This window comes from Nocardia sp. NPDC049935, assembly GCF_055586645.1.
On sequence record NZ_JBVJHV010000002.1, the window covers coordinates 726,719 to 747,915 of the forward strand.

Annotated in this window: 25 protein-coding genes; 8 read left to right on the forward strand and 17 right to left on the reverse strand. The window is 69.1% G+C overall.

Annotation, left to right across the window (positions count from 1 at the left end; all coding sequences use genetic code 11):
• Nucleotides 1–6: 6 nt before the first annotated feature.
• The 10 genes from ACZ6SF_RS11675 to ACZ6SF_RS11720 form a co-directional block, all read right to left on the reverse strand.
• Complete coding sequence (locus ACZ6SF_RS11675) at nt 7–570, reverse strand: vitamin K epoxide reductase family protein (protein WP_466062264.1); 564 nt, start codon at nt 568–570, stop codon at nt 7–9.
• The gene (locus tag ACZ6SF_RS11680; RefSeq protein WP_466062006.1) at nt 570–1,325 is read right to left on the reverse strand and encodes a DsbA family protein; all 756 of its coding nucleotides are present in this window, start codon (nt 1,323–1,325) and stop codon (nt 570–572) included. The genes ACZ6SF_RS11675 and ACZ6SF_RS11680 overlap by 1 nt, the downstream gene beginning before the upstream one ends.
• Nucleotides 1,326–1,459: 134 nt before the next feature.
• Nucleotides 1,460–2,305 (reverse strand): polyphosphate kinase 2 family protein, encoded by an 846-nt coding sequence (locus tag ACZ6SF_RS11685; protein ID WP_466062007.1) that lies wholly within the window; start codon nt 2,303–2,305, stop codon nt 1,460–1,462.
• A gap of 12 nt (nt 2,306–2,317) precedes the next feature.
• Nucleotides 2,318–3,055: an ESX secretion-associated protein EspG gene (locus tag ACZ6SF_RS11690; RefSeq protein WP_466062008.1), complete on the reverse strand. Its 738-nt coding sequence runs from the start codon at nt 3,053–3,055 to the stop codon at nt 2,318–2,320.
• Entirely contained in the window at nt 3,052–3,627 is a 576-nt protein-coding gene (locus tag ACZ6SF_RS11695; protein ID WP_466062009.1) for a hypothetical protein, read from the reverse strand. The genes ACZ6SF_RS11690 and ACZ6SF_RS11695 overlap by 4 nt, the downstream gene beginning before the upstream one ends.
• Nucleotides 3,620–4,054, reverse strand: a complete 435-nt coding sequence (locus ACZ6SF_RS11700; RefSeq protein WP_466062010.1) for a hypothetical protein — start codon at nt 4,052–4,054, stop codon at nt 3,620–3,622. The genes ACZ6SF_RS11695 and ACZ6SF_RS11700 overlap by 8 nt, the downstream gene beginning before the upstream one ends.
• A gap of 186 nt (nt 4,055–4,240) precedes the next feature.
• Nucleotides 4,241–4,927: a class I SAM-dependent methyltransferase gene (locus tag ACZ6SF_RS11705; RefSeq protein ID WP_466062011.1), complete on the reverse strand. Its 687-nt coding sequence runs from the start codon at nt 4,925–4,927 to the stop codon at nt 4,241–4,243.
• A complete protein-coding gene (locus ACZ6SF_RS11710; RefSeq protein ID WP_466062012.1) occupies nt 4,924–6,165 on the reverse strand; it encodes a saccharopine dehydrogenase family protein in 1,242 nt (413 codons plus the stop codon). Before ACZ6SF_RS11710 ends, ACZ6SF_RS11705 begins: the two co-directional genes overlap by 4 nt.
• A gap of 37 nt (nt 6,166–6,202) precedes the next feature.
• Nucleotides 6,203–7,606 carry an ABC1 kinase family protein gene (locus tag ACZ6SF_RS11715; RefSeq protein ID WP_466062013.1) on the reverse strand — a complete coding sequence of 468 codons (1,404 nt, stop codon included), beginning with the start codon at nt 7,604–7,606 and terminating at the stop codon, nt 6,203–6,205.
• Nucleotides 7,607–7,758: 152 nt separating this feature from the next.
• Nucleotides 7,759–8,448 carry a TetR/AcrR family transcriptional regulator gene (locus tag ACZ6SF_RS11720; protein WP_466062014.1) on the reverse strand — a complete coding sequence of 230 codons (690 nt, stop codon included), beginning with the start codon at nt 8,446–8,448 and terminating at the stop codon, nt 7,759–7,761.
• Nucleotides 8,449–9,192: 744 nt separating this feature from the next.
• On the opposite strand from ACZ6SF_RS11720, the gene ACZ6SF_RS11725 reads away from it, so the two are divergent.
• From ACZ6SF_RS11725 to ACZ6SF_RS11745, 5 genes are all read left to right on the forward strand, one after another.
• Nucleotides 9,193–10,545 carry a DUF445 domain-containing protein gene (locus ACZ6SF_RS11725; protein WP_466062015.1) on the forward strand — a complete coding sequence of 451 codons (1,353 nt, stop codon included), beginning with the start codon at nt 9,193–9,195 and terminating at the stop codon, nt 10,543–10,545.
• 98 nt (nt 10,546–10,643) lie between these two features.
• Nucleotides 10,644–11,153, forward strand: a complete 510-nt coding sequence (locus ACZ6SF_RS11730) for a helix-turn-helix domain-containing protein (protein WP_466062016.1) — start codon at nt 10,644–10,646, stop codon at nt 11,151–11,153.
• Complete coding sequence (locus tag ACZ6SF_RS11735; protein WP_466062017.1) at nt 11,128–11,796, forward strand: heparin-binding hemagglutinin; 669 nt, start codon at nt 11,128–11,130, stop codon at nt 11,794–11,796. The genes ACZ6SF_RS11730 and ACZ6SF_RS11735 overlap by 26 nt, the downstream gene beginning before the upstream one ends.
• A gap of 68 nt (nt 11,797–11,864) precedes the next feature.
• On the forward strand, nt 11,865–12,161 hold the full coding sequence (locus tag ACZ6SF_RS11740; protein WP_466062018.1) for a DUF2516 family protein: 297 nt from the start codon (nt 11,865–11,867) through the stop codon (nt 12,159–12,161).
• Nucleotides 12,162–12,251: 90 nt separating this feature from the next.
• On the forward strand, nt 12,252–13,298 hold the full coding sequence (locus ACZ6SF_RS11745) for an alpha/beta fold hydrolase (RefSeq protein WP_466062019.1): 1,047 nt from the start codon (nt 12,252–12,254) through the stop codon (nt 13,296–13,298).
• Between the two features lie 18 nt (nt 13,299–13,316).
• Here the strand turns inward: ACZ6SF_RS11745 and purU are convergent, their stop codons facing one another.
• On the reverse strand, nt 13,317–14,207 hold the full coding sequence (gene purU / locus ACZ6SF_RS11750) for a formyltetrahydrofolate deformylase (protein WP_466062020.1): 891 nt from the start codon (nt 14,205–14,207) through the stop codon (nt 13,317–13,319).
• A gap of 69 nt (nt 14,208–14,276) precedes the next feature.
• Entirely contained in the window at nt 14,277–14,822 is a 546-nt protein-coding gene (locus tag ACZ6SF_RS11755) for a GNAT family N-acetyltransferase (RefSeq protein ID WP_466062021.1), read from the reverse strand.
• A gap of 115 nt (nt 14,823–14,937) precedes the next feature.
• Between ACZ6SF_RS11755 and deoC the strand changes: the two genes are divergently transcribed.
• Nucleotides 14,938–15,606: a deoxyribose-phosphate aldolase gene (deoC, locus tag ACZ6SF_RS11760; protein ID WP_466062022.1), complete on the forward strand. Its 669-nt coding sequence runs from the start codon at nt 14,938–14,940 to the stop codon at nt 15,604–15,606.
• A gap of 37 nt (nt 15,607–15,643) precedes the next feature.
• Here deoC and ACZ6SF_RS11765 read toward each other — a convergent pair whose 3' ends face one another.
• The 4 genes from ACZ6SF_RS11765 to ACZ6SF_RS11780 form a co-directional block, all read right to left on the reverse strand.
• Nucleotides 15,644–16,372 carry an LmeA family phospholipid-binding protein gene (locus ACZ6SF_RS11765; RefSeq protein ID WP_466062023.1) on the reverse strand — a complete coding sequence of 243 codons (729 nt, stop codon included), beginning with the start codon at nt 16,370–16,372 and terminating at the stop codon, nt 15,644–15,646.
• Nucleotides 16,373–16,502: 130 nt separating this feature from the next.
• Nucleotides 16,503–17,300, reverse strand: coding sequence for a class I SAM-dependent methyltransferase (locus ACZ6SF_RS11770; RefSeq protein WP_466062024.1), 798 nt, complete (start codon nt 17,298–17,300; stop codon nt 16,503–16,505).
• Nucleotides 17,270–17,785, reverse strand: coding sequence for a DUF2505 domain-containing protein (locus ACZ6SF_RS11775; RefSeq protein ID WP_466062025.1), 516 nt, complete (start codon nt 17,783–17,785; stop codon nt 17,270–17,272). Before ACZ6SF_RS11775 ends, ACZ6SF_RS11770 begins: the two co-directional genes overlap by 31 nt.
• Before the next feature lie 70 nt (nt 17,786–17,855).
• A complete protein-coding gene (locus ACZ6SF_RS11780) occupies nt 17,856–18,344 on the reverse strand; it encodes a DUF2505 domain-containing protein (RefSeq protein WP_466062026.1) in 489 nt (162 codons plus the stop codon).
• A gap of 90 nt (nt 18,345–18,434) precedes the next feature.
• On the opposite strand from ACZ6SF_RS11780, the gene ACZ6SF_RS11785 reads away from it, so the two are divergent.
• The gene (locus ACZ6SF_RS11785; RefSeq protein WP_466062265.1) at nt 18,435–19,475 is read left to right on the forward strand and encodes a UDP-N-acetylmuramate dehydrogenase; all 1,041 of its coding nucleotides are present in this window, start codon (nt 18,435–18,437) and stop codon (nt 19,473–19,475) included.
• A gap of 22 nt (nt 19,476–19,497) precedes the next feature.
• Here ACZ6SF_RS11785 and ACZ6SF_RS11790 read toward each other — a convergent pair whose 3' ends face one another.
• Nucleotides 19,498–20,232, reverse strand: a complete 735-nt coding sequence (locus ACZ6SF_RS11790) for an SDR family NAD(P)-dependent oxidoreductase (protein WP_466062027.1) — start codon at nt 20,230–20,232, stop codon at nt 19,498–19,500.
• A 23-nt stretch (nt 20,233–20,255) separates the two neighbouring features.
• Here ACZ6SF_RS11790 and ACZ6SF_RS11795 point away from each other — a divergent pair, with 23 nt between their 5' ends.
• Nucleotides 20,256–21,086: an alpha/beta fold hydrolase gene (locus ACZ6SF_RS11795; protein ID WP_466062028.1), complete on the forward strand. Its 831-nt coding sequence runs from the start codon at nt 20,256–20,258 to the stop codon at nt 21,084–21,086.
• Nucleotides 21,087–21,197: the final 111 nt, after the last annotated feature.

Below are 21,197 nucleotides of genomic sequence, written 5' to 3' on the forward strand. Positions count from 1 at the left end.
TCGCGGTCAGAACAGTGACAGCCAGTAATCCTGGAACCGCAGGAACACCAGCACCAGCACGATGGCGTAGAAGACCGCCACGAACGTCCAGCGCCATTCGGCCACGACCCGCAGAGCGCCGCGATCATCGGCCCACAACTGCTCGGTGACCACGGCGAGCAGCGGGGTGATGATCGCCCACACCACCATGCAGTACGGGCACAGCGCGTTGATCCGGTACAGACTCTGGAAGATCAGCCAGCAGATGAACAGGGTGCCCACCAGGGTGCCCAGCCACAGACCCGTCCAGACCCAGCGCGGCAGGGCCACGCCCGCGACCGAGAGCACGGCGAGCGTGACGACCACCGAGAACCCGGCGACACCCATGATCGGGTTCGGGAATCCGAGCACCTGGGCCTGATCGGTGACCATCACCGAGCCGCACGAGAGCACCGGGTTCAGGCTGCACGACGGCACATACCCGGGTTCGCTGAGCAGTTTGAAATCTTCGACCAGCAGGACGAACGAGGCGATCCAGCCGGCCAGGCCGCCCAGGAGCAGGATCCAGGCGGCCTGGGGCGAGGTCCGGATCACTGGCCCGCAGCCTCCTGGATCGCCGTGGCCAGCGGAGCGGTGTCGAACACGACCTTGTTCGGGCCGGCCTGCTTGGTCTTCAGCTGGATCTGTTCACCGTTCACGAAGACCGTGGGCGTGCCGTCGATCCCCTCGGCGAGGGATTCGTCGGATTTCGCGGCGACGTAGCCCTTGTAGGTGCCGTCGGTGATGCATTTCTCGATACCCGGGTCGGTGTAGCCGGCCTCGCGGGCGATCTCGACCAGCTTGTCGTCCGGCAGGCCCGCGCCGCCCTCTTCCGGCTGCTGGGCGAACATCCGCTCCAGCCAGTCCTGGTATTTGTCGGTGCCGGTATCGGCGACACAGTAGGAGGCGTTGGCCGCCCGGGTGGAGTATTCGGTACTGGACATCTTGTCCAGGTAGCCCACGATGTTGTATTCGACGGCCGCCGACCCGTCGGTCACCGCCTGCCGCAGCAGTTCGCCGTTATCGGCCTCGAACTGTTTGCAGACCGGGCACTGCATATCCGCGACGATCCGGACCGTCGCCGGGGCATCGGGCTGCCCGATCCGGATGGCGCCGTTCTCGGTGGCCGCGGCCGGCACCGGTCCGTCGTAGTCCGACCCGGAGTTGCGCACGGCCAGCCCGATCCCGATCGCGGCGACCAGGGCGATCAGTACCGCCGTCACCCCCACCTGTATCGCGATCTTGCGATTGCGGTCCGCGCGTGCGGCCGCCGTCACCGGATTGGATCGCCCGGGGTTTTTGCTCACCGTGCGTTCACCACGCCTTTCGCTAGCCTGGTTGCCCGGCGCCGGAAGGCCTGCCGGGCCGCCGGGTGCCCCGGCGCACTGCCCATCATTGCCCGGCTTGCTGAGAGTTTCCACAACCGGCGGTGGCGGGCCGGTCAGGCGCTGTCGAGCCGGCGCAGTTCGGCCTCCGGGTCGAACGCGGCCGGCGGCCAGTGCAGGTTCAACCCCTCGAGCGCCTCGATCAGCAGTTCGGTGACGGCCAGCCGGGAGAACCATTTGGCATCGGCGGGCAGGACGTACCAGGGCGCGTCGTCGGTGGAGGTCCGGTCCAGCATGTCCTGATAGGCCTGTTGATAATCGGGCCAGTACGCGCGTTCGTCGATATCGGCGGGGTTGAACTTCCAATATTTGTCGGGGCGTTCCAGCCGTTGCCGCAGCCGCTTCTTCTGTTCGTCCAGCGAGACGAACATGGCGACCTTCACCAGGGTCGTGCCCGCATCGGCGAGTTTCCGCTCGAACCGGTTGATCTCGTCGTAGCGCTTGCGCCAGATCTCCTCGGGAACCAGGTGGTGCACCCGGGCCACCAGCACATCCTCGTAGTGCGACCGGTCGAAGACGCCGAGTTGCCCGCCCCGCGGCAGTCGCTTGCGGATCCGCCACAGGAAATGGTGTTTCTTCTCCGTTTCGGTCGGTACGCCGAAGGCGGCGTGATCGACGCCCTGCGGGTCCACCGAACCGATCACATGCCGGACGATGCCGCCCTTGCCGGCGGTGTCCATACCCTGCAGCACCAGCAGGACGCTGCGTTCGTCTCCGGACCGGCCGTTGGCGTAGAGCTTCTCCTGTAGCCCGGCCAGGACCGTGCCGCGTTCGGCCAGGAGTTCCTGCCCGGCCTTCTTCCCGCCGTGGAAGCCGGGGCGCGCGGAGGTGTCGAGGTCGGCGATGCGCAGGCCGTCGGCGCGCAGCGCCCGGCCCGCGGGGATCTTCCAGTGCTGAGCCATCGAACAGGATTATCACAATCCGGAGGCGCTGCCACCGATCCGTGCCAGGCTCAGCAGTTCGCCGGCGAAGTCGGCGTCGCCGACCGGGCTCAGGGTCAGGACATCCGCGGTGGTGAGCAGGTAGCGGCCGTCGCCCTGGATATCGAGCCAGCTGCGGTGGCGGGTGGGCGGCGACATCGGATCGCTCGGGGCGACCGTGACGGTGATGAACCCCCGGGAATCTACCGGCTCGCGGAGGGTTTCGCGGAATCTGGCGGCGTCGCCGGTGGCACATCCCGGGATCGGCTCATCGGTGAGAACCGTCTCCTGGGGCTCGTGGAACGGGCCGTGCGAACCCGCCCGCGCCGAGCCGATCAACGCCACCAGCCGGCTTCCGAGCTCCCGGGCGTGACACATATGGACGGTGACCCGGGTGGGCGTGGCCTGCAGCACCGCGGCGTGATGGTCCATTACGGCGGCGAATCCGAGAATCTGCTCGGATTCGGCCCGGTCGCCGCCTCGGCCGGGGCCCGATCGTTCGCCGGAGACGGTGACGGCGGTGGCGTCCGGGCGAGCGCAGAGCATGAGTGCGGCTGCCAGATCCGGGTCGGCCTGCCTGGCAAACCGCTGCGGTAATCGCAGGGCGGCCAGTTCCGATTCGGTTCGTACGGTGCTGGCGGGCGCCAGGTTCACCGGATACGGGCGCCGGTCCAGGCTCGTCTCATTGGCCCAGACGTAACTGAATTCGTCCGGTGTGAGGATCCATTTCACCGATGTGGGCTCCCGCCGCCGGCGCCGGGTGAGGCGTCGGGGAACCGGGGGACCCGATCCCCGGAGGCCGGGAGCGTGGGGGTGTAGATGGTGGTCATCGCGTCCTGCGCGTCGGCCGTCGCCGCGGCGGAGGCGATATCGTGATCCATCCGGCGGCGGCCGCCGTGTACCGCTTCGGCGGCGGGATCGTCGAGCGGCCGGTAGGGCAGCGGGGGCTCGATCGCCGACCGCAGGGTCTGCGCGGCCTCGGAATTACCCTCCATGATCCGCTGCAGCGCCCGGCAAACGTCGTGGGTCGCGTTCCCGCGGTGGATGAAATCCTGGGTGGCCTGCCGGGCGGCGTTCGCGGTATGCCCGGACCAGTGCCCGAATTCGCGCGCCACGATATCGGTGAAGCCGGCGAACGCCTCCGCGACGCTGTCGGCGTTCGATTTCCAGGCCGCCGCGGTGGCGCCCAGGGCGCCGGGATCGAGGGTTTCGTGAACCCGGTCCCAGATCTCCTGATGGCTGTAGCTGCCGAAACATTCACGTTCCGGCGCGTACGGCGGATCGGTATCGGCGGTCTCAGCCATGGTCGCCCTTATCGGCGGCGCATCCGGCGTCGTGGTGGCCGGGATGTGCGGCGACGACCGCGAGCGCCGCGCGGTTGGCGAGATCGGCTTCCTCGAACCGGCCGCCGGCGGCCAGATAGGCGGCCTTGAAGCAGAGGGCTGTTTCCTGGAGCGCGGTGAGGGTGTCCAGGTAGTCGGCCGCCTTGGCGGTGAAACCGGCGGCGAGTGCCCGGCCGGTGGGGAGATCGGGAAAACCGGTAGTGCCCGGCGCATCGGCGATCTGCTGCCCGCCCGCGCGGGCGGCCTCCAGATCGGCGACCAGTGTGTCGCAGGCGGCGGCGAGCCGCAGGGCGGCATCCTCGGCGAGAGCGAAGGAATCGGCGCTCCCGGCGGTGGCGGAAGCGTACAGCCGCCGGGCCGTCCCCTGGCCCATGTCCGGCACCGACATCTCGAATCCCCCTTCCGGCCCACGGGTATGTCCCGTGACTCTACCGACGAGTAGCCGTGTCGTCGTGGGAAAACCGGCCGCTCACGGGGATTCGGTTGTGACATGGCGCACGCGCGCAGGGCCGTACGCGTGGGTGGATAACGGGAGATCATCGGGTCGAACGTGACTATCGCGCGCGGGAATACGTCAGACCCCGCGACCGGACGCGGCGGGTCTGCCCGCGTCCCGTGCGGGGACCCCGTCCGGCGGCCGGACCGCGGTGAGGTACTGGAAGAACCGGTGGACGCGCTGCTCGATATCGACCAGGCCCGCCGCCGCGAACAGGTCGGGAAAGGTCTGCCCGTCGAACATGCGCAGCCCGCTCACCGCCGCCGTGCGGCGGGTGATCTCGCCGATCGGATTGTCGGGACGGTGGCTGGTGGTGATCGCCAGGCGACCGCCCGGAGCCAGCACGCGGACCATTTCGCGGGCCGCGACCAGCGGGTCCGGGATCAGATACAACGCGCCGAAACAGCAGACGGCGTCGAAGGTTCCGTCGGCGAACGGCAGATAACGCGCGTCCCCGCGCACATATCCGGCGCGCGGGCCGGCGTTGTCCGCGCGGGCGCGCGCCAGCATCGGCGGGGAGAAGTCGATACCCGTCACATAGCCGTCGGCGGGTACCTGTTCGCTCAGGAAATGGGTGAAATTACCCGGACCGCAGGCGATATCCAAGACCCGGTGGGCCCGGCGCAGGTGCAGGGAGTCCACCGCGAACCGCCGGTCGGACTCGGTGGTGCGCCCGGTGGCCAGGTAGAACACCGTCGGCCGCCACACCTTCTCGTACACCGCGGCCAGCGCCGGTGCGTTCATCGTGCGTCGAGCGAGGTTCATCCCAGGCGCTCGACATCGATGGTCATACCGGCATTGCGCAGGCGATCGGTCAACGCGTCGCCCATGGCCGCGGCGGGGGTGAGGATTCCGGCGAGTTCGGGCTTCTCGTCGAATGCCAGGGCCAGTCCGCTCTCGCCCAGCATGACCGCGGTCGCCTTGTACCCGGGATCGCCCACACCGGCGAAGTTCGCGAGATACCGCGCGCCCGAGGAGGTTCGGGTGTAGGTCCGCATCCGGAACCAGCCGCTTTCCCGGGTGGCCTCGCTCGGCCCGGTACCGGGCGCGGGCAGGATCCGGTCCAGCAGAGCGCGTCCGGCGCGGAACCGCGACAGCAGCCCGCCGATACCCAGCGCGGCCACCACACCGCCGGAGACACCCGCGGCGACCAGCGGTGCCAGCGGGGAGGTCCCGGCGCCCATGGTCTCCCGGTAGCGGAAGTTCTTGCCGTACACCCACCCCAGCAGCCCGTTGCTGCGGCGCACGATCTTGGTGTTGTGACCGGCCATCACGAAGGTACCCACCCAGCCGCGCAGGCTCGGGTCGATCTCGCTCGCCCGTTGCACGGTGAGATCGGACTGGCGGCCCACATCGGGGTCCATGGATTTATCGGGGCTCAGCGAGTACGGATGGGCCAGGACCGCGCCTTTGGACCGATCCGCGGCGACGGCCTCCATCATGGCGCGCCCGGAATCGACGGTGCCGCCGCTCACTCCGCCGCGCAGGGTCGCGATGAGGGTGGTGTCGCCGAGTTCGCCGGTGTTGTCCGCGACGCTGCGGCGGTAGAGCTGGTAGACGCTGAGATCGGAGGGGACCGAATCGTAGCCGCAGGAGTTCACGATCTTGGCGCCGGTGCGGGCGGCCTCGTCGTGATGGGCGTCGATGGCGTCGCGGATGAACAGCGGTTCACCGGTGAGGTCGGCGTAGTGGGTGCCCGCCTTCGCGCACGCCGCCACCATCGGCATCCCGTAGCGCAGATACGGGCCGACCGTGGTGATCACGGCGGTCGTCCGGGCCGCCAGCGCGTCGATCGACTCCTGGTCGCCTGTGTCGGCGACGATCAGCCCCCAATCCGGTGCCCCGATCTCGTCGCGTACCGCGGCGAGTTTGTCCGCGGATCGTCCGGCGAGGGCGATCCGGGCCCCGGGCGGTGCGGCGTGCACCAGATATCGCGCGGTGAGTGTGCCGACGAAGCCGGTGGCGCCGAAGACGACAAGATCGAATTCGCGTAGGTCTGTCATGGATGGAACCCCTGGTCGTAGTGGTCGTGCGCGGCCGCTAACCCGTGCGGCGTCTACCGCGCTTGGCCGGCCGGCGCGTGGCCAGCCACTGGTGATGGAGCTTGCCCAATTCGGTGACCGGCTCCTCGCCGTAGAGCCATTCCCGGGCCACCCGATGCCAGTTCCCGGTGGCCTCGAGCTGGCCCAGCATGCCGAAGGTGAGGAAATCGGCACGCCGGGAGAACAGATGCTCCGGCGGCAGGTTCTGCTGCTTCATACCGGAGAATTCGCTGGAGCGCGGGTCGACGGCGAGCAGGAACGCGCCGCTGGCCAGCTCCGGGGTGATGGTCAGTTCCTGATCCACCAGACACCATTCGGAGGCCGAGAGCACATACTCCAGGCACTCCTCGACCCCGATCTCGTCGGTGGAATCGATCACACCGCGCTGGACCATGAGTTCGCGCAGATCCTCGCCGCGATCCTCCGCCGCCGCGCACAGGCAGATCGCCTCGAACCGGACGTGCTCGGGGTCCATCCGGTTGAACAGACCGAAATCCAGGAACCCGACCCGGCCGTCCGCGGCGAGCAGCACATTGCCCGGGTGCGGGTCGCCGCAGAACTCGTTGAACGTGAACAGCGAGCCCACGTAGAAGCGATAGATGATCTCCCCGACCCGGTCGCGGTCGGCCTGCGGCAGCTCGCGGATGTCCTCGAAGGCGGTGCCGGGCAGATACTCGGTGACCAGTACCCGCTGGGTGCTGTGCTCGGGAACCGGCCGCGGCACCACCACGAAGGGGTGGCCGGTGTAGAGGTCGGCGATCTCGCCCTGGGTCTGCGCCTCGATCTGGTAGTCCAGTTCGGATTCCATGTTCAGCCGCAGCTCGTCGAGAACGGCCGGCGTGACCCAGGGCATGGCCGACTGCAGGACGCGCCGGAACATGGACAGGTTCTTGAGGTCGGCCCGCACCGCGGCATCGATCCCCGGATACTGCACCTTCACCGCGACCTGACGGCCGTCGTGCAACCGGGCCAGATACACCTGCCCGATCGAGGCCGCCGCGATCGCCTCCGATTCGAACTCGGCGAACACCGCGTCCAGCGGCTGCCCGTAGTCCTCCTCGATCACCGCGCGCATCGCCTCGAACGACACCGACGGCGCGGCGTTGCGCAGGACCGCCAGTCGTTTCTGGAAGCGTTCGCGATGTTCCGGCGGCACCAGATCCAGGTCGAGTACCGACATCATCTGGCCCAGCTTCATCGCCACGCCCTTCATGGTGCCCAGGACCATGACCAGCTGTTCGGTGCTGCGCAGGATGGATTCCTCGGCCATCCGCGCGCGCACGGCCTCGGAACGACCTCTCATCGAGAGCCGGGCGCGTTGTTTCCGCATCATCGAACCGGCCGCGACGGCACCCAGTTTGGTGCCGCGGGCCAGCCGCGATGTCGGCACTTGTTTCGCCATCGAGGTACCTCCGTTGGTGCCGACGCGCGCCTGCGGTGGCCGGTGGACCGGAGTGGTCCGCTGCCGCCGCACGGGACTCAGACTAACCAAACCGGCGGTGTTGTCGAGCCCGGCGAATCGGCCGTCCCGGACGGTCCGGCGTCCGGCCGGGCTCAGACGGCGGGGTCGTCCGGCGCGATATCGGGCAGCGCGTGCTCCTGCTCGGCGAACCGTGTGCGCGAACCGCCGGCGCGGGTCATCCCCTCGATGGCGCTCCACACCATCATGGTGAGGTAGTCGATCACCTCGTCACGGGCCATCGTCTTGTTGGTGGTGGTCCACCAGTGCGTGGCCAGCTGGATACCGCCCACGATGACGTAGGACCACAGCATCGCGCCTTCGGTCTCGATACCGCGCTCACCGCCCCGTTCGGTGATGGCCGCCGCCACCACCTCGGCGAACAGCCGCTCGAAATCGGCCAGCGTGGACGGATCGCCGGACCCGGTGCCCATGATGAACCGATAGACCTCGGGGTCCTCGTCCACCGCGCCCACGTACTCGGCCAGCGCCGAGCGCACCAGCTGATACTCGTCGGCGTCCAAGCTGATCGCCCCGTACACCCGCGGCATCAGCGTGATCTCGATGAACCGCTGCATCGCGGCGTTGACCAGGTCGTTCTTATCGGAGAAATAGCGGTAGAGGACGGTTTTCGACACCCCGATCTCGGCGGCGATCTCGTCCATCCCGGCATTCCCGCCGCGAGTACGCACCGCCGCGAGCGTGCCGTCGACGAGTTCCTCCCGCCGGTCGATCTTGTGTTGCCGCCAGCGCCGCTTACGACCGTCGGTCCGCGTGGTACGCACCGGCGCCGAGCGCTCGGCGGAGGTGCCGATATCGATCAGGTCTTCGGTGGACAGCGTGACTCCTCGGTCCGTTTCGGTAGGTGCGTTCCACTCTAGTAGCTGTAATTTTGGAGCAGCTCCGCTGCTCGAGGGTCGGCCCTCCGGAGCGTCTGCTGTCAGCCCTCGAGACTCGCGGCTTCGCCGCATGCGCTTCGAGGGCTGACAGCAGACGCGGGACGACCCTTTCCAAAAGCCTCGCATGCTCGGCGCTGCGGGAGGGTCTATTTCGAGGATGAGCCCGCTTCGGATGGGAACCGGTGGTGACGCGCCGTAGGGGGACGCGGGGCCGGTGGTGAGGCGGGGCCGGGAGTGACGCGGGGCCGGTGGTGACGCGGGGCCGGTGGTGACGCGGGGCCGGGAGTGACGCGGGGCCGGTGGTGACGCGGGGCCGGGAGTGACGCGGGGCCGGGAGTGACGCGAGGCCAGGGGCGACGCGGGGGTGGGAGTGGCACAGGCGGAAGTGACGTGGGGTTTGCGCATGTGCGCTGCGTGGTGCGGGGTGCTTCGCGACGATCTCCCGTTCCTCCGGATGGTCGCATCCTGCGAAGGGGGCGGGGTGGGGCCCGCCCGGTTCTGGAGCGACCAGAGGGAGGGAGCGCAGCGACCGACCGCCGGGAGTGAAGAACCGGGATGCCAGGGCCCCACCCTCGAGCGGCGGAGCCGCTCCAAAATTCCAGCTCCAAAATTACAGGCAGAATGAACCTCATGCAGAAACCGACCGGTAGTAGTGCGGTGCTCGAATCCGCTCCCGGGGCGGCCGCACCCGGCGGCCCGGCGGAGACCCCGGGTGTTTTCGCCACCCTCACCGACGAGGCCGCCAAGAAGCGGGACCTGTGGCGGATGAAGGCCGTGGCGACCGGTCTGCTGGCGGTCGCCACGGTGATCTACCTGGTGTGCCGGTGGCTGGAGTCGCGGGGCGGGGCGGGCGACTGGGTCGGCTATGTGCGGGCGGCGTCGGAGGCGGGGATGGTCGGCGCGCTGGCGGATTGGTTCGCGGTGACGGCGCTGTTCCGGCATCCGCTGGGGCTGCCGATTCCGCATACCGCGATCATCCGGCGGAAGAAAGATCAGCTGGGCGCCAGCCTGGGCGATTTCGTCGGCACCAACTTCCTGTCACCCGAGGTGGTGACGGCGAAGGTGAATTCCGCGCAGATCCCGTGGCGGATGGGCCGGTGGATGGCCGTTCCGGGGAACGCGGCCCGGGTGGCCGACGAGAGTTCGACGATTCTGCGCGCGGTGGTCGGCGCGCTGCGCGACGAGGATGTCGAGCAGGTGATCGACAACACCATCGTGAAGCGGATCGCCGAGCCCCAGTGGGGTCCGCCGATCGGCCGGGTGCTCGCCGAGCTGCTGGCCGACAACCGCCAGCTGCCGCTGCTGGATCTGCTCGCCGAACGTGCGCATCAGTGGGCGCTGGGCAGCCAGGAGACCGTCGACCGGATCGTGATGGGCGAGGCGCCGCAGTGGGCGCCGAAGTTCGTCAATGTGCTGTTGTCGGAGAAGGTGTACCGGGAACTGGTGGAGTTCACCTGGAAGGTCCGGTCCACCCCCGATCACGAGGTCCGGCTGGCGGCGAACCGTTTCCTGGAGGAGTTCGCCCACGACCTGCAGTACGACGAGACCATGATCGCGAAGGCCGAGCGCATCAAGACCGAGATCATGGGCCGGGAGGAGATCACCGGTCTGGCCGAGGCGACCTGGCGCGCCGCCAAACGGCTGATCCTGGAATCCGCCGACGATCCGAACAGCACGCTGCGCCGCAAGGTGGCCGAGAACGTGCAGCAGCTGGGCGAGCGGTTGCGTGACGAGACCGAGACCCGGATCAAGATCGACGGCTGGATCGAGCGCGGCGCCCGCTATCTGGCCGCCAACTACGCCGACGAGATCGCCACCATCGTCACCGATACGGTCGCCCGCTGGGACGCGGAGGAGGCCAGCAAGAAGATCGAGGTGCAGGTTGGCCGCGATCTGCAGTTCATCCGGATCAACGGCACCGTGGTCGGCAGTCTGGCGGGTCTGGTGATCTACACGGTGTCGCAGCTGATGTTCGGCGGATGAGCGCGCCGAGCGCGTATATCAACCCCTGCTAACAAAGTGCTTGCAATAGCTAGCACCCTGTTCTATCGTTGCGTTCGTACAACGCCAGAAGGTGAGTGATGGCCGACCAGCCCCAGGTTTCCAGCCAGCGCACCGACGATCCGGCAGCGTCTGCCGGCGCCGGCGACAAGGCAGCCCGCGTGGTCAACGCGGCGCAGGATATCGGCGGATTCATCAGGGCGCAGCGCGAGGCCGCCCAGGTCTCGTTGCGTCAGCTCGCCCAGCTGGCGGGGGTCAGCAACCCGTACCTCAGCCAGATCGAGCGCGGATTGCGGAACCCCTCGGCCGAAGTGCTCACCCAGATCGCCAAGGCGCTACGGGTGTCTTCGGAGGTGTTGTACGTGCGCGCCGGCTTTCTCGAGCAGCGGGCGCACAGTCCCGTCCGGGACGCTCTGCTCGCCGATCCCGCGATCAGTGAGCGGCAGAAGCAGGTGCTCCTGGACATATACGAGTCGTTCCGCCGGGAGAACGGGGAAACGCTCGATCGGGACAGCGTTGTTCCACAACCGACCACCGATGCTCCACGCCAGGAGAGCGATATAAATGACCGAGAAGAACACCACCGCTAAGCCGTTGTTCGCCACTGTCGGTGCCACGGACGCCGTGTACGCCGCGGTCGTGGATGCGGTGACGCAGGTCCGGGAACGCGCCACCGATGTCAACGGCCGGGTCGATGTGGCCCGTGAGCGCTTCGCCGGGCTGCCTGCCGATGTACAGACCCAGTTCGAGCAGATCCGCACCCGGCTGTCGGAACTGCCGTCCGAACTGCCCGAGGATCTCGCCGAATTGCGGGAGAAGTTCACCACCGAGGAACTGCGCCGGCTCGCCGAGCAGTACTACCGCCAGGTGCTCGACATCTACTCCGATCTCGCCGTGCGCGGTGAGGAGACGGTCGACCGGCTGCGGGCGAACCATCTCGTCGAAGAGCAGGTCGGACGGGTCGAGACCTTCTACAAGGACGCCAGTGTGCGGGCCGAAGAGGTGCTGGGCCGGGTGAACGGCCTGATCGGCCGCCCCGGCAAGGACGAGACCGCCGACGAGGCGCCGGTGGCGGATGCTCCCGCCGCGCCCGACGTCCTCGACGCCGAAGTGGTCGAGCCCGCTCCGGTGCCCGCGCCCACCCCGGCTCCGGCGAAGAAGGCTCCCGCCGCCAAGAAGGCCCCGGCCGCCAAGAAGGCCGCCCCGAAGAAGACCACGCCGAAGAACGTCTGATCGGCCGGTCAGGGCTCGCGCCCCCGTGCACCTGTGGTGCACGGGGGCGCTGCTCTTATCATGGTGGGGTGGAACAGGTGTATGGCTTGACCGGGTGGATCATGCTCGCGCTGCGGCTGTTGGCGCTGGGTGCGACCGTATTCGCGCTGGTGCACGCCGTGCGCCAGCGTTCGGACGCGTTCACCGCGGTCGACAAACTGACCAAGCCGATCTGGCTGGGGATTCTGGGCGTGGCGGCGCTGTTGCTGCTGGTGGGATCTTCCGGTCTGGGGCTGCTGGCGTTCATCGCGATCATCGCGACGGGTATCTACCTGGCCGACGTCCGGCCCAAACTCGACGAAGTGCAGCGCGGACCGCGCTGGTAGGAGGCATTCGCGGCGGGACCGCGATACCCGGGTGGCGGGGTGGCACTCCAAGAGTTACTGTGTCATTGAGTAACACAAAGGAGTGTGCCGATGCGCGCGACGATGCCGAAGGCGGCCCTGGGCGCCCTCGTGGACCAGATCGAGGGTCTTTTCGAGGTGCACCGTGCCGGACTGCGTTCCCGGGGCGGATACCGCAACCCGGCGCTGAACCCGCCGCGGGTGGAGCACGAGGTCATCGAGGCCCGGGCCGCCGACGGCGCCCGGCTGCGAGTACACGCCTACGGTCCCGCCGATGCCCTGCCCGTGGTTCTCGTCCACGGCTGGACGTGCTCGCTCGAATACTGGAACCCGCAGATCAACGAGTTCGCCGGGCAGTACCGGATCATCGCGTTCGATCTGCGCGGGCACGGGGAGAGCGAATTCGGCGCGCCGGAGAAACTGGACTGCCATCTGCTGGCCGACGACCTGTGTGCCGTCCTGGACGCCGCGCTGCGGCCCGGGCAGCGTGCGGTGATCGTGGGCCACAGCCTCGGCGCGATGACGCTGCAGGCATGGGCCGGTAAGTATCCGCAGCGGGTCGCCGAACAGGCGGCGGCGGTGGTGCTGGCCAATACCGGGCCGCATTCGCTGGTCGCCGAGACCACCGTCGTGCCGTTCTTCAACCGGCCGCTGCCGCTGATCGACCGGATGGTCCCGCTGCCCGCGTGGCTCGGGCGCAACGGCCTGAGCGCGCGGATCGTCTTCCCGCCGGTAGCGGCGGTCCGCTGGATCTTCGCCCGGCAGATCATGAGCCTGGCCGCCGATCCGGAGTCCATCGAGTTCGGGATGAATATCGTGCGCTCGTGCCGGTCGCGGGTGCGGTCGGCGTTCGGCCTGCTGCTGGCGGAGATGGACCTGGGCGACGCGGCCCGCAATCTCACGGTGCCCACCACCGTGATCGCCGGGACCGCCGACGATATGACCCCCGCCGTACACGCCGAGCAGATCGCGGAGTGGCTGAAACAGACCGGCAACCTGGTCCGGTTCGTGCTGCTGCCCACCGGCCACCTCGGCAACCTGGAAGCGATCGAGGAGTTCAACGAGATCCTCGATCAGGTGCTCACCTCGGTACGGGAGCCGGCCACCGCGGCCGGCTGAGCGCTGCCCGCGCGGCGGTCAGGAGAACACCACGGTGCGCCGGCCGTGCACGAGCACGCGGCTCTCCAGATGCCAGCGCAGTCCACGGGCCAGCACGACACGTTCGATATCGCGACCCTGGCGGACCATATCGCTCACCTCGTCGGCGTGGTCGACCCGGATCACGTCCTGTTCGATGATCGGGCCGGCGTCCAGTTCGGGGGTCACATAGTGGCAGGTCGCGCCGATGAGTTTCACGCCGCGGGCGAAGGCCTGGTGGTAGGGGCGGGCGCCGACGAACGACGGCAGGAAGCTGTGGTGGATATTGAGGGCCCGGCCGGCCCAGTGCTCGCACAGATCCTCCGGGAGCACCTGCATGAACCGGGCCAGCACCACCGCGTCCGGATCGTGGCGGTCGACCAGTTCGCGCATCCGCTCGAAGGCCGGGCCGCGTTCGGCCGGATCCTTCGGGAACGGGACGTGGTGGAAGGGGATGCCGTGCGCCTCGGTGATCGCGGCCAGGTCGAGATGGTTGCCGATCACCGCCTCGATGGTGGACGGCAGTTCACCCGAGGTGGCCCGGCCCAGCAGATCGTGCAGGCAGTGCCCCTCCTTGCTGACCAGGACCACCGAGCGGCGCCGGACGCCCGAATCGTGGACCTGCCATTCGGTGCGCGGACCGAGTTCGTCGGCGATGGTACGGAACCGCTGCCGTAGGTCCTCCACGCCGAACGGGACGGTCGCGGCCCTGATCGACTGGCGGGTGAAGAACCAGCCGGTCTCGGGATCGGAATGGTAGCCCGCCTCCAGGATGGACCCCCCGAACCCGGCGATGAACGAGGTGATGGTGGCGATGATGCCGGGACGGTCGGGGCAGCCCAGGGTGAGCACGTAGCGACGGTCGTCGGCGACGGGAACGGCGGAAACCATGAGGTCATCCTGACAGGGCGGGCCCGCGCGGCCGTCCGCGCCTCCGCCTCCCGCCGGTCCGGGAGCCGGTCAGAGGGCGTAGAACGGCTCGGGGTAGCGGAACTCGCCGAGGATCTGCGCGTCGTAGGCGGTCAGCGGCCTTATCTGGAAATGGCTCGCCCAGTCCGGCTGGTCCGGGGCGATACCCAGCCGTTCGGCCGGCTGGAATCCGAACCGGGGGTAGTACTCGAGGCTGCCGAGCAGTCCGACCAGGGGTTCGTCCAGCGCGTCCGCGGCGCCGAGCACCGCGTGCATGAGCGCCGTGCCCACGCCCTCGCCCTGGGCTTCGGCGAGCACGCCGATCGGGCCGAGGGCCAGTACCGGGAACGGACCGACCGTGGCCCGGGTGACACAGACATGACCGACCACGGTCTCCTGTGCCACCGCGACCATCGACAGGGTCGGGATCCAGGCCGGATCACTGCGCAGGCGGTCCACCAGCGCGACCTCGGGAGGCGCGCCGGGATCCGCCGCACCGGCCGCGGGGCCGCCCGGTGCGTAGTGCGGCGCGAACGCGCTGCGGTGGACGGCGGCGATGGCGGGGGCGTCGACCATGCGTTCGCGGCGGATCAGCAACGGCGTCCTCTCTTCGGCGGCCGATACGAGTGTGCGTGAGGGCTCGGAGGCGCGCAACGGAATTCGCCGCGCCGGGCCCCGGCCATCGGATACGGGTATGCCAGACTCTGGACCCATGGCCGATTCCCAGTCGCTGACCCGGTCCGAGGTGGCCGCAATGATCGACCACACCCTGCTGGCCCCGGAAGCGACGAGCGCGGATGTTACCGCCCTCGTGGCCGAGGCGCGCGAGCTCGGGGTCTACGCGATCTGCGTTTCGCCGGCCATGCTTCCGGTGCGCGCACCGGGCGTGGTGGTCGCCACCGTCGCGGGTTTCCCTTCCGGCAAACATCATTCGCTGGTGAAGGGGGCCGAGGCGCGGCTGGCGGTGGAGCAGGGTGCGGCCGAGGTGGATATGGTGATCGACGTCGGGGCGGCCCGCTCCGGCGATTTCGCCGCCGTCCTGGCCGATATCATCGTGGTGCGCGAGTCGATTTCGGACCGTGCGCTGCTGAAGGTCATCATCGAATCCGCCGCGTTGCCCGACGAGGCCGTCGTCGAGGCCTGCCGCACCGCCGAACAGGCGGGGGCGGATTTCGTGAAGACCTCCACCGGGTTCCATCCCGCCGGCGGCGCCGACGCGCGTGCCGTGCGGTTGATGGCGGATACGGTGGGCGGGCGCCTCGGCGTGAAGGCGAGCGGCGGGATCCGGACGGCGGCCGCGGCCGCGGAGATGATCGCCGCGGGTGCGACCCGGCTCGGATTGTCCCGCAGCCGTGACGTTCTCGCCGGTTTCCCGGAGTGAGACCCGGCCCGGCCCGCCGGGGTGTACGGGCCGGAGGTCAGCAGGAGGCATCGCTGCCCTCGGCGGGCGCGGGCAGCTGGGCCGGGCCGCCGGCCAGGTCTACCTCGATACCGTCGTCGGTGACCCGCAATTCGGTCGGTTGCAGGCCCAGCGGATAGGTCTGCAGGCTCTCGGTCATCAGATCCACGACGCCCTGGGCCAGGTCGTCGGGTATTCCGAATCCCAGGAACTGGGCCTGGGCGACCGATACATCGACCTTGCCGTCCTCGATCTGGGGCACGACCTGCAATTCGCCGATACCGCCGAGCACCTTCATGGTGAGCTGCCCGGTGGCGGGATCGGAGATCACATCGGAGACCAGGCCTTTCAGCGTTTCGCTGATTCCGGTGTTGCTCCAGCTCACATCGGCCGAGGAACTGCCGATCGAACTGCCGCTGCTACTGCCTTTCGGCATGGTGATGTCGTGGAATTGCGCATGCACCTGCATACCGACGGCGGGGCCGAACTCGGCGCCCTCGCTGTCGACGTCCATCCGGGAGACCTTCCCGTCCAGCCAGGTGATGAGCAGCGGTTTGGCTCCGAAACCGACATCTATCTTGGAGCCCATTTCCTTCTCGAACTGCGAGCTGATGCAGCTCGCTATGCGGTGCCGCGCATAGGCTTCACCGCCGATCAACGCACCGGCCACCAGCACGAGCACGGCGACCAGAGCGATCACGGTGGTCCGGCGGCTGACCTTCGGGACAGACAGGGACTTGGTGGACATGAGTGAGATTCTTCCCGATGATTCTGTGCCGGCTATGAGGCCCGGATATGGGCACACGGTGAAGGTGCCGACGTCAGCCTCGGTTCCGGGCGTCCTATTGTGATCTAGGACACATGCCGGTCTCCGCCTGTCAGGCCGGCGCCACCGTGGACCACGGCACCTCGAGAATATTGTCGCGTAGGCGCCGCCGGTGATCGCGCACCGGAAACCCCTGCTCCCGTAGGAGATCCGCGGCCGCCCGCCAGCGCACCCGGGGGCCGAAGGACGCCAGCGCGGCACTGTGCGCCCAGGCACGGTCGGCCGCGGTGAGCAGGGCGTGGATGCGTTCTCCGGGGATATTGCGGTGGATGAGCGCCTTCGGGAGTCGTTCCGCCAGATCCGAGGGGCGTTCGACGGTGAGCGGATCCCAGGCCAGCGTCAGGGAACGGGGGCCGGAGTGGTCCAGCACCACCCAGGCGCAGCGGCGGCCCAGTTCGTCGCAGGTGCCCTCCACCAGCAACCCACCGGGAGCCAGGCCCGCGAGTACCGTCTGCCACGCGCCGGCGACCGCGGCTTCCGGGTATTGGCGCAGAACGTTGAACGCGCGGACCAGGATCGGGCGCAGACCCGCCAATTCGAAACCGCCGCGCGCGAAGACCACGCCGTCGCGGGCGGGGACGACCCGGGCCGGATCGATTTCCAGACCCACCACCCGGGTATCCGGCCGGACCGTACGCAACCGGGCGGCCAGTTCCAGCGTCGTCCAGGGCTGCGCCCCGTAGCCGAGGTCGACCACCAGCGGATCGGCCGCCCCGCGCAGTACCTCGGTGATCCGCGGATCGTGCATCAGTTGCCGGTCGCTGCGCCGCAGCCGGTTGGTGCCGGTGGTGCCGCGGGTGACGGTGCCGAGCGGAACGCTCAGCCGGCGGACTTGTGCTCGTCCAGCCATTTCTGGGTCACTTCGGCCTCGGCGCGGAACAGGTCCACCAGATTCACCAGCATGAGCTGTTCCAGCCGCGGCCCGACCATCGGAATGAAGACCTTGGCCTCCGACGACATCCGCATCGTGCAGCCGGTTTCGGTGGGGAACAGGCTGATGGTGCCGGTGAGGCTGCCCGGCCCGGCGGGGATCGAGGCCGAATACCGGCCGTCGACCTCCGGCCCGAACCGGCCGTAACTCTCCTTGCGGGTGATGACCATATCCTTGCGCATCACCGACTGGGCGACCTCGGGCAGCACATCGCGGGGCAGGATGTGATGCAGCACCACATCGATCCCGTCCTCGCTCGCGTCGATGGAGATGACCTCGTTGGGGGAGTACTTGCGCATCTCCTCCATCCGCGCCTCCCAGTAATCCCGGTTCGTCAGCGCCGCGTACAGCTCCTTGGTGGTGTGCAGCGGATAGCGGGCGGAATAGTCGAGTCGGCGAGCCATGGGCGGTAGGTTACCGCCCGCGGCCGCGCCCACCCTCCGGAGGCCGGACCGTGGGCGCAGGTAGGCGCGGCTACGCCCGTTCGGCGATCCAGCCGTTGGTGAACTCGGTCTCCTCGGCGAGCAGTTCGGTGAGACGTTCCCCGATGGCCTCTTCGATCTTGCGGCCGAACAGCGGAATCTTCACCTCGATGGATCCGGAGATCTCGGCGACCGCCCCGTCGGGCTCGTCGACGGCGGTGATGGTGCCCCGGACCTCCGCCGGCGCGCCCTCGACGCGGGCCTCGAAACTACCGGCGGTACCCGACCAGAGTTCGGTGCGCGGGATGATCAGATCGCCCGGGTGTACAGCGGTGATGGCGGCCGGCAGCAGATCGGAGGGGATGGTCTGCACGACCTCGACCCGGACCTGTTCGCCCTCCACGGTCAGCGAGACGAACTTCGCGTTCGGTCCGCCCACCGCCTCGATGCGATCCCGCCAGTACTGCTCGGTGCAGAACGCCTCGCGGACCGCGGCGACCGGGTGGGAATAGCGAGCCGTATACGCCAGCGCTGTAGCCATGACCGGACACGCTACCGTCTGGTCGTGCGAACTTCTCGGGTTGTCCCGGCCGACGAACTCCGTACCCTGCTGGCCGGAACCGGCGCCCGGGTGCGGTCCGCGGTCCCGCTGGCCGAGCTCACCACGCTGCGGGTCGGCGGGCCGGCCACGGTCGCCGACTGCGCCACCACCGACTCGCTGGTGGCCACGGTCACCGCGCTGGATGCCGCCGAGGTGCCGGTACTGCTGGTGGCCGGTGGGTCCAACCTGCTCGTCTCCGACGACCCGGTGCCCGGTGTGGTGGTCCGCGTCGCGAGCGCCGGTATCGAGTTCGGTGCCGACGGGGTCACGGTGGAAGCCGGGGCGAACTGGGATTCGGTGGTGGCGAAAACGGTGGCCGCCGGGTTCGGCGGGCTGGAATGCCTGTCCGGTATCCCCGGATCGGCCGGAGCCACCCCCGTACAGAATGTCGGCGCCTACGGCGTGGAGGTCGCCCAGCTGCTGCGCCGGGTGCGGCTGCTGGACCGGGCGTCGGGGCAGACCCACTGGGTGGGTCCGGAGGATCTCGCCCTCGGGTATCGCACCAGCCGCCTCAAGCACACCGGCGACGCGGTGGTGCTGGCGGTCGAATTCGCCCTGGATCCCTCCGGCACGAGCGCACCGCTGCGTTTCGGCGAACTGGCCCGGATACTGGGCGCCGGCGACGGCGAATCCCGCCCCGCGGCCGCGGTCCGCGAGGCCGTGCTCGGTCTGCGCGCGGGTAAGGGCATGGTGCTCGACCCCGCCGACCACGACACCTGGAGCGCGGGCTCGTTCTTCACCAACCCGGTCGTTCCCGCCGGTGAGGTGGAGCGGGTGCGCGCCGCCATCCGCGACCGGCTCGGCGATATCTCCTTCCCGACCTACCCCGCGCCCGACGGCGTGAAGTTCTCCGCGGGCTGGCTGATCGAGCACGCCGGCTTCGCCAAGGGGTTCCCGGGTCCGGACGCCGCCGCCCGGCTGTCCACCAAGCACACGCTGGCCCTGACCAACCGGGGCGCGGCGACCGCCGCGGATATCGCCGCGCTGGCCCGCGTGGTCCGGGACGGGGTGGCCGACCGGTTCGGGATCACCCTGGTGCCCGAACCGGTGACGGTGGGTCTGGACCTCTGACGCCGGGCCGGCGCCGACCGGGTCAGGAGCGGCGGGCGAAACGACCCGGGTCGGCCTGATCACGGGGTTTGACGATGATCTGGTCCAGGTTCACGTGCGGCGGGCGGCTCGCCGCAAAGGCGACGATCTCCGCGATGTCCTGGGCGACCAGCGGGTCGATGCCCTGATAGACGGCCGCGGCGCGGCCGGCGTCGCCGTCGAAGCGGACCAGCGAGAACTCGGTCTCCACCGCGCCCGGCGCGATCTCGGTGAGGCGCACCGGCTGCCCGAGGAGTTCGCCGCGCAGGGTCCGGTGCAGCACCGCCTGGGCGTGTTTGGCCGTGGTGTAGCCGGACCCGTTGTCGTAGGCGTGGAAGGCGGCCACCGAGGTGATGGTGACGATCAGGCCGTCGCCGGAGGCGATGAGTTTCGGTAGCAGGGCCTTGGTCATGCGCAGGGTGCCCAGGACGTTGGTCTCCCACATCCAGCGCCAGTCGTCCAGGTCGGCGTCGGCGACAGTGGCCAGGCCCTTGGCGCCACCGGCATTGTTCACCAGCACGTTCACCTCGCCGACCGCGTCGGTGAAGGCCGCCACCGATTCCTCGGAGGTGACATCGAGTTCCAGCGCCGTCCCGCCGATCTCCTCGGCCAGCACCGCGAGCCGGTCCACCCGCCGGGCGCCGACGTACACGTGATAGCCCTGCTTCGCGAGTTCCCGGGCGGTGGCCGCACCGATTCCCGAACTGGCTCCCGTGACAACGGCGGTACGTGTGCTCATGGGCCCGATCCTATGATGCGCTCATGGCCATCAGAGAAGTGCGCAGTATCGACGGCACCGGCATCGTCTACCGGACGGGCGGGTCACCGGATTCACCGCCGTTGGTTCTGGTGCACGGGTGGTCGGCGGATCTGCGGTGCTGGGGGCAGGTGTTCGAGGATCTCGCCGCCGATTTCCGGGTGGTCGCGGTCGACCTGCGGGGCCACGGGTATTCGGAGGCTCCGCGCACCGGGTACGACGAGCCGAAGAATTGGGCGGGCGATATCGCCGCCGTACTGGCCGCCGAATCGATCGAGGCGGGCGCCGTGCTGCTCGGATGGTCCTATGGCGGGATCGTGATCAGCGACTATCTGGCCGAGTACGGGACCGGAGCGGTCGCCGGGGTGGTCTATACCGGGTCGATGGCCAATATCGGCCGGGGCGTGCCGGGCGCCGAGGTCGGCGAGGCCATGCAGCAGGCGATACCGGCGGCATTCGAGGAGAGCCCCGGAAAGGCGATGCGCGGTTTCACCGCGTTCGGCGACGCCAATACGGGGTCCCGCCGGGACAAGGGCGCGGACGCGCAACGTCTGTTCGGCGCGAGCCTGGCCACGCCCCCGTTCGTGCGAAAAGCGCTGTTCTATCGCACCGTGGACAACACCGAGACCCTGCGCGGACTCGATGTTCCCGTGCTGGTGCTGCACGGTTCGGCGGACCCGGTGGTCCCCGTAGCCGACGGCCGCTACATAGCCGAGACCGCCCCCCTGGGCCGCACCTCCATCTGGGAGGACGCCAAACACGCCTTGTTCATCGAGGACCCGGACCGCTTCACCACCGAGATCCGCCACTTCTCCGCCGAGCTGGCCACCCCATAACAACGTCCCCCTCGCCCCCTCCCCCCTGACGGTCGCCTTCGCCGGGCGGGGCCCGCCCCGGTTCTGGAGCGACCAGAGGGAGGGAGCGCAGCGACCGACCGCCGGGAGTGA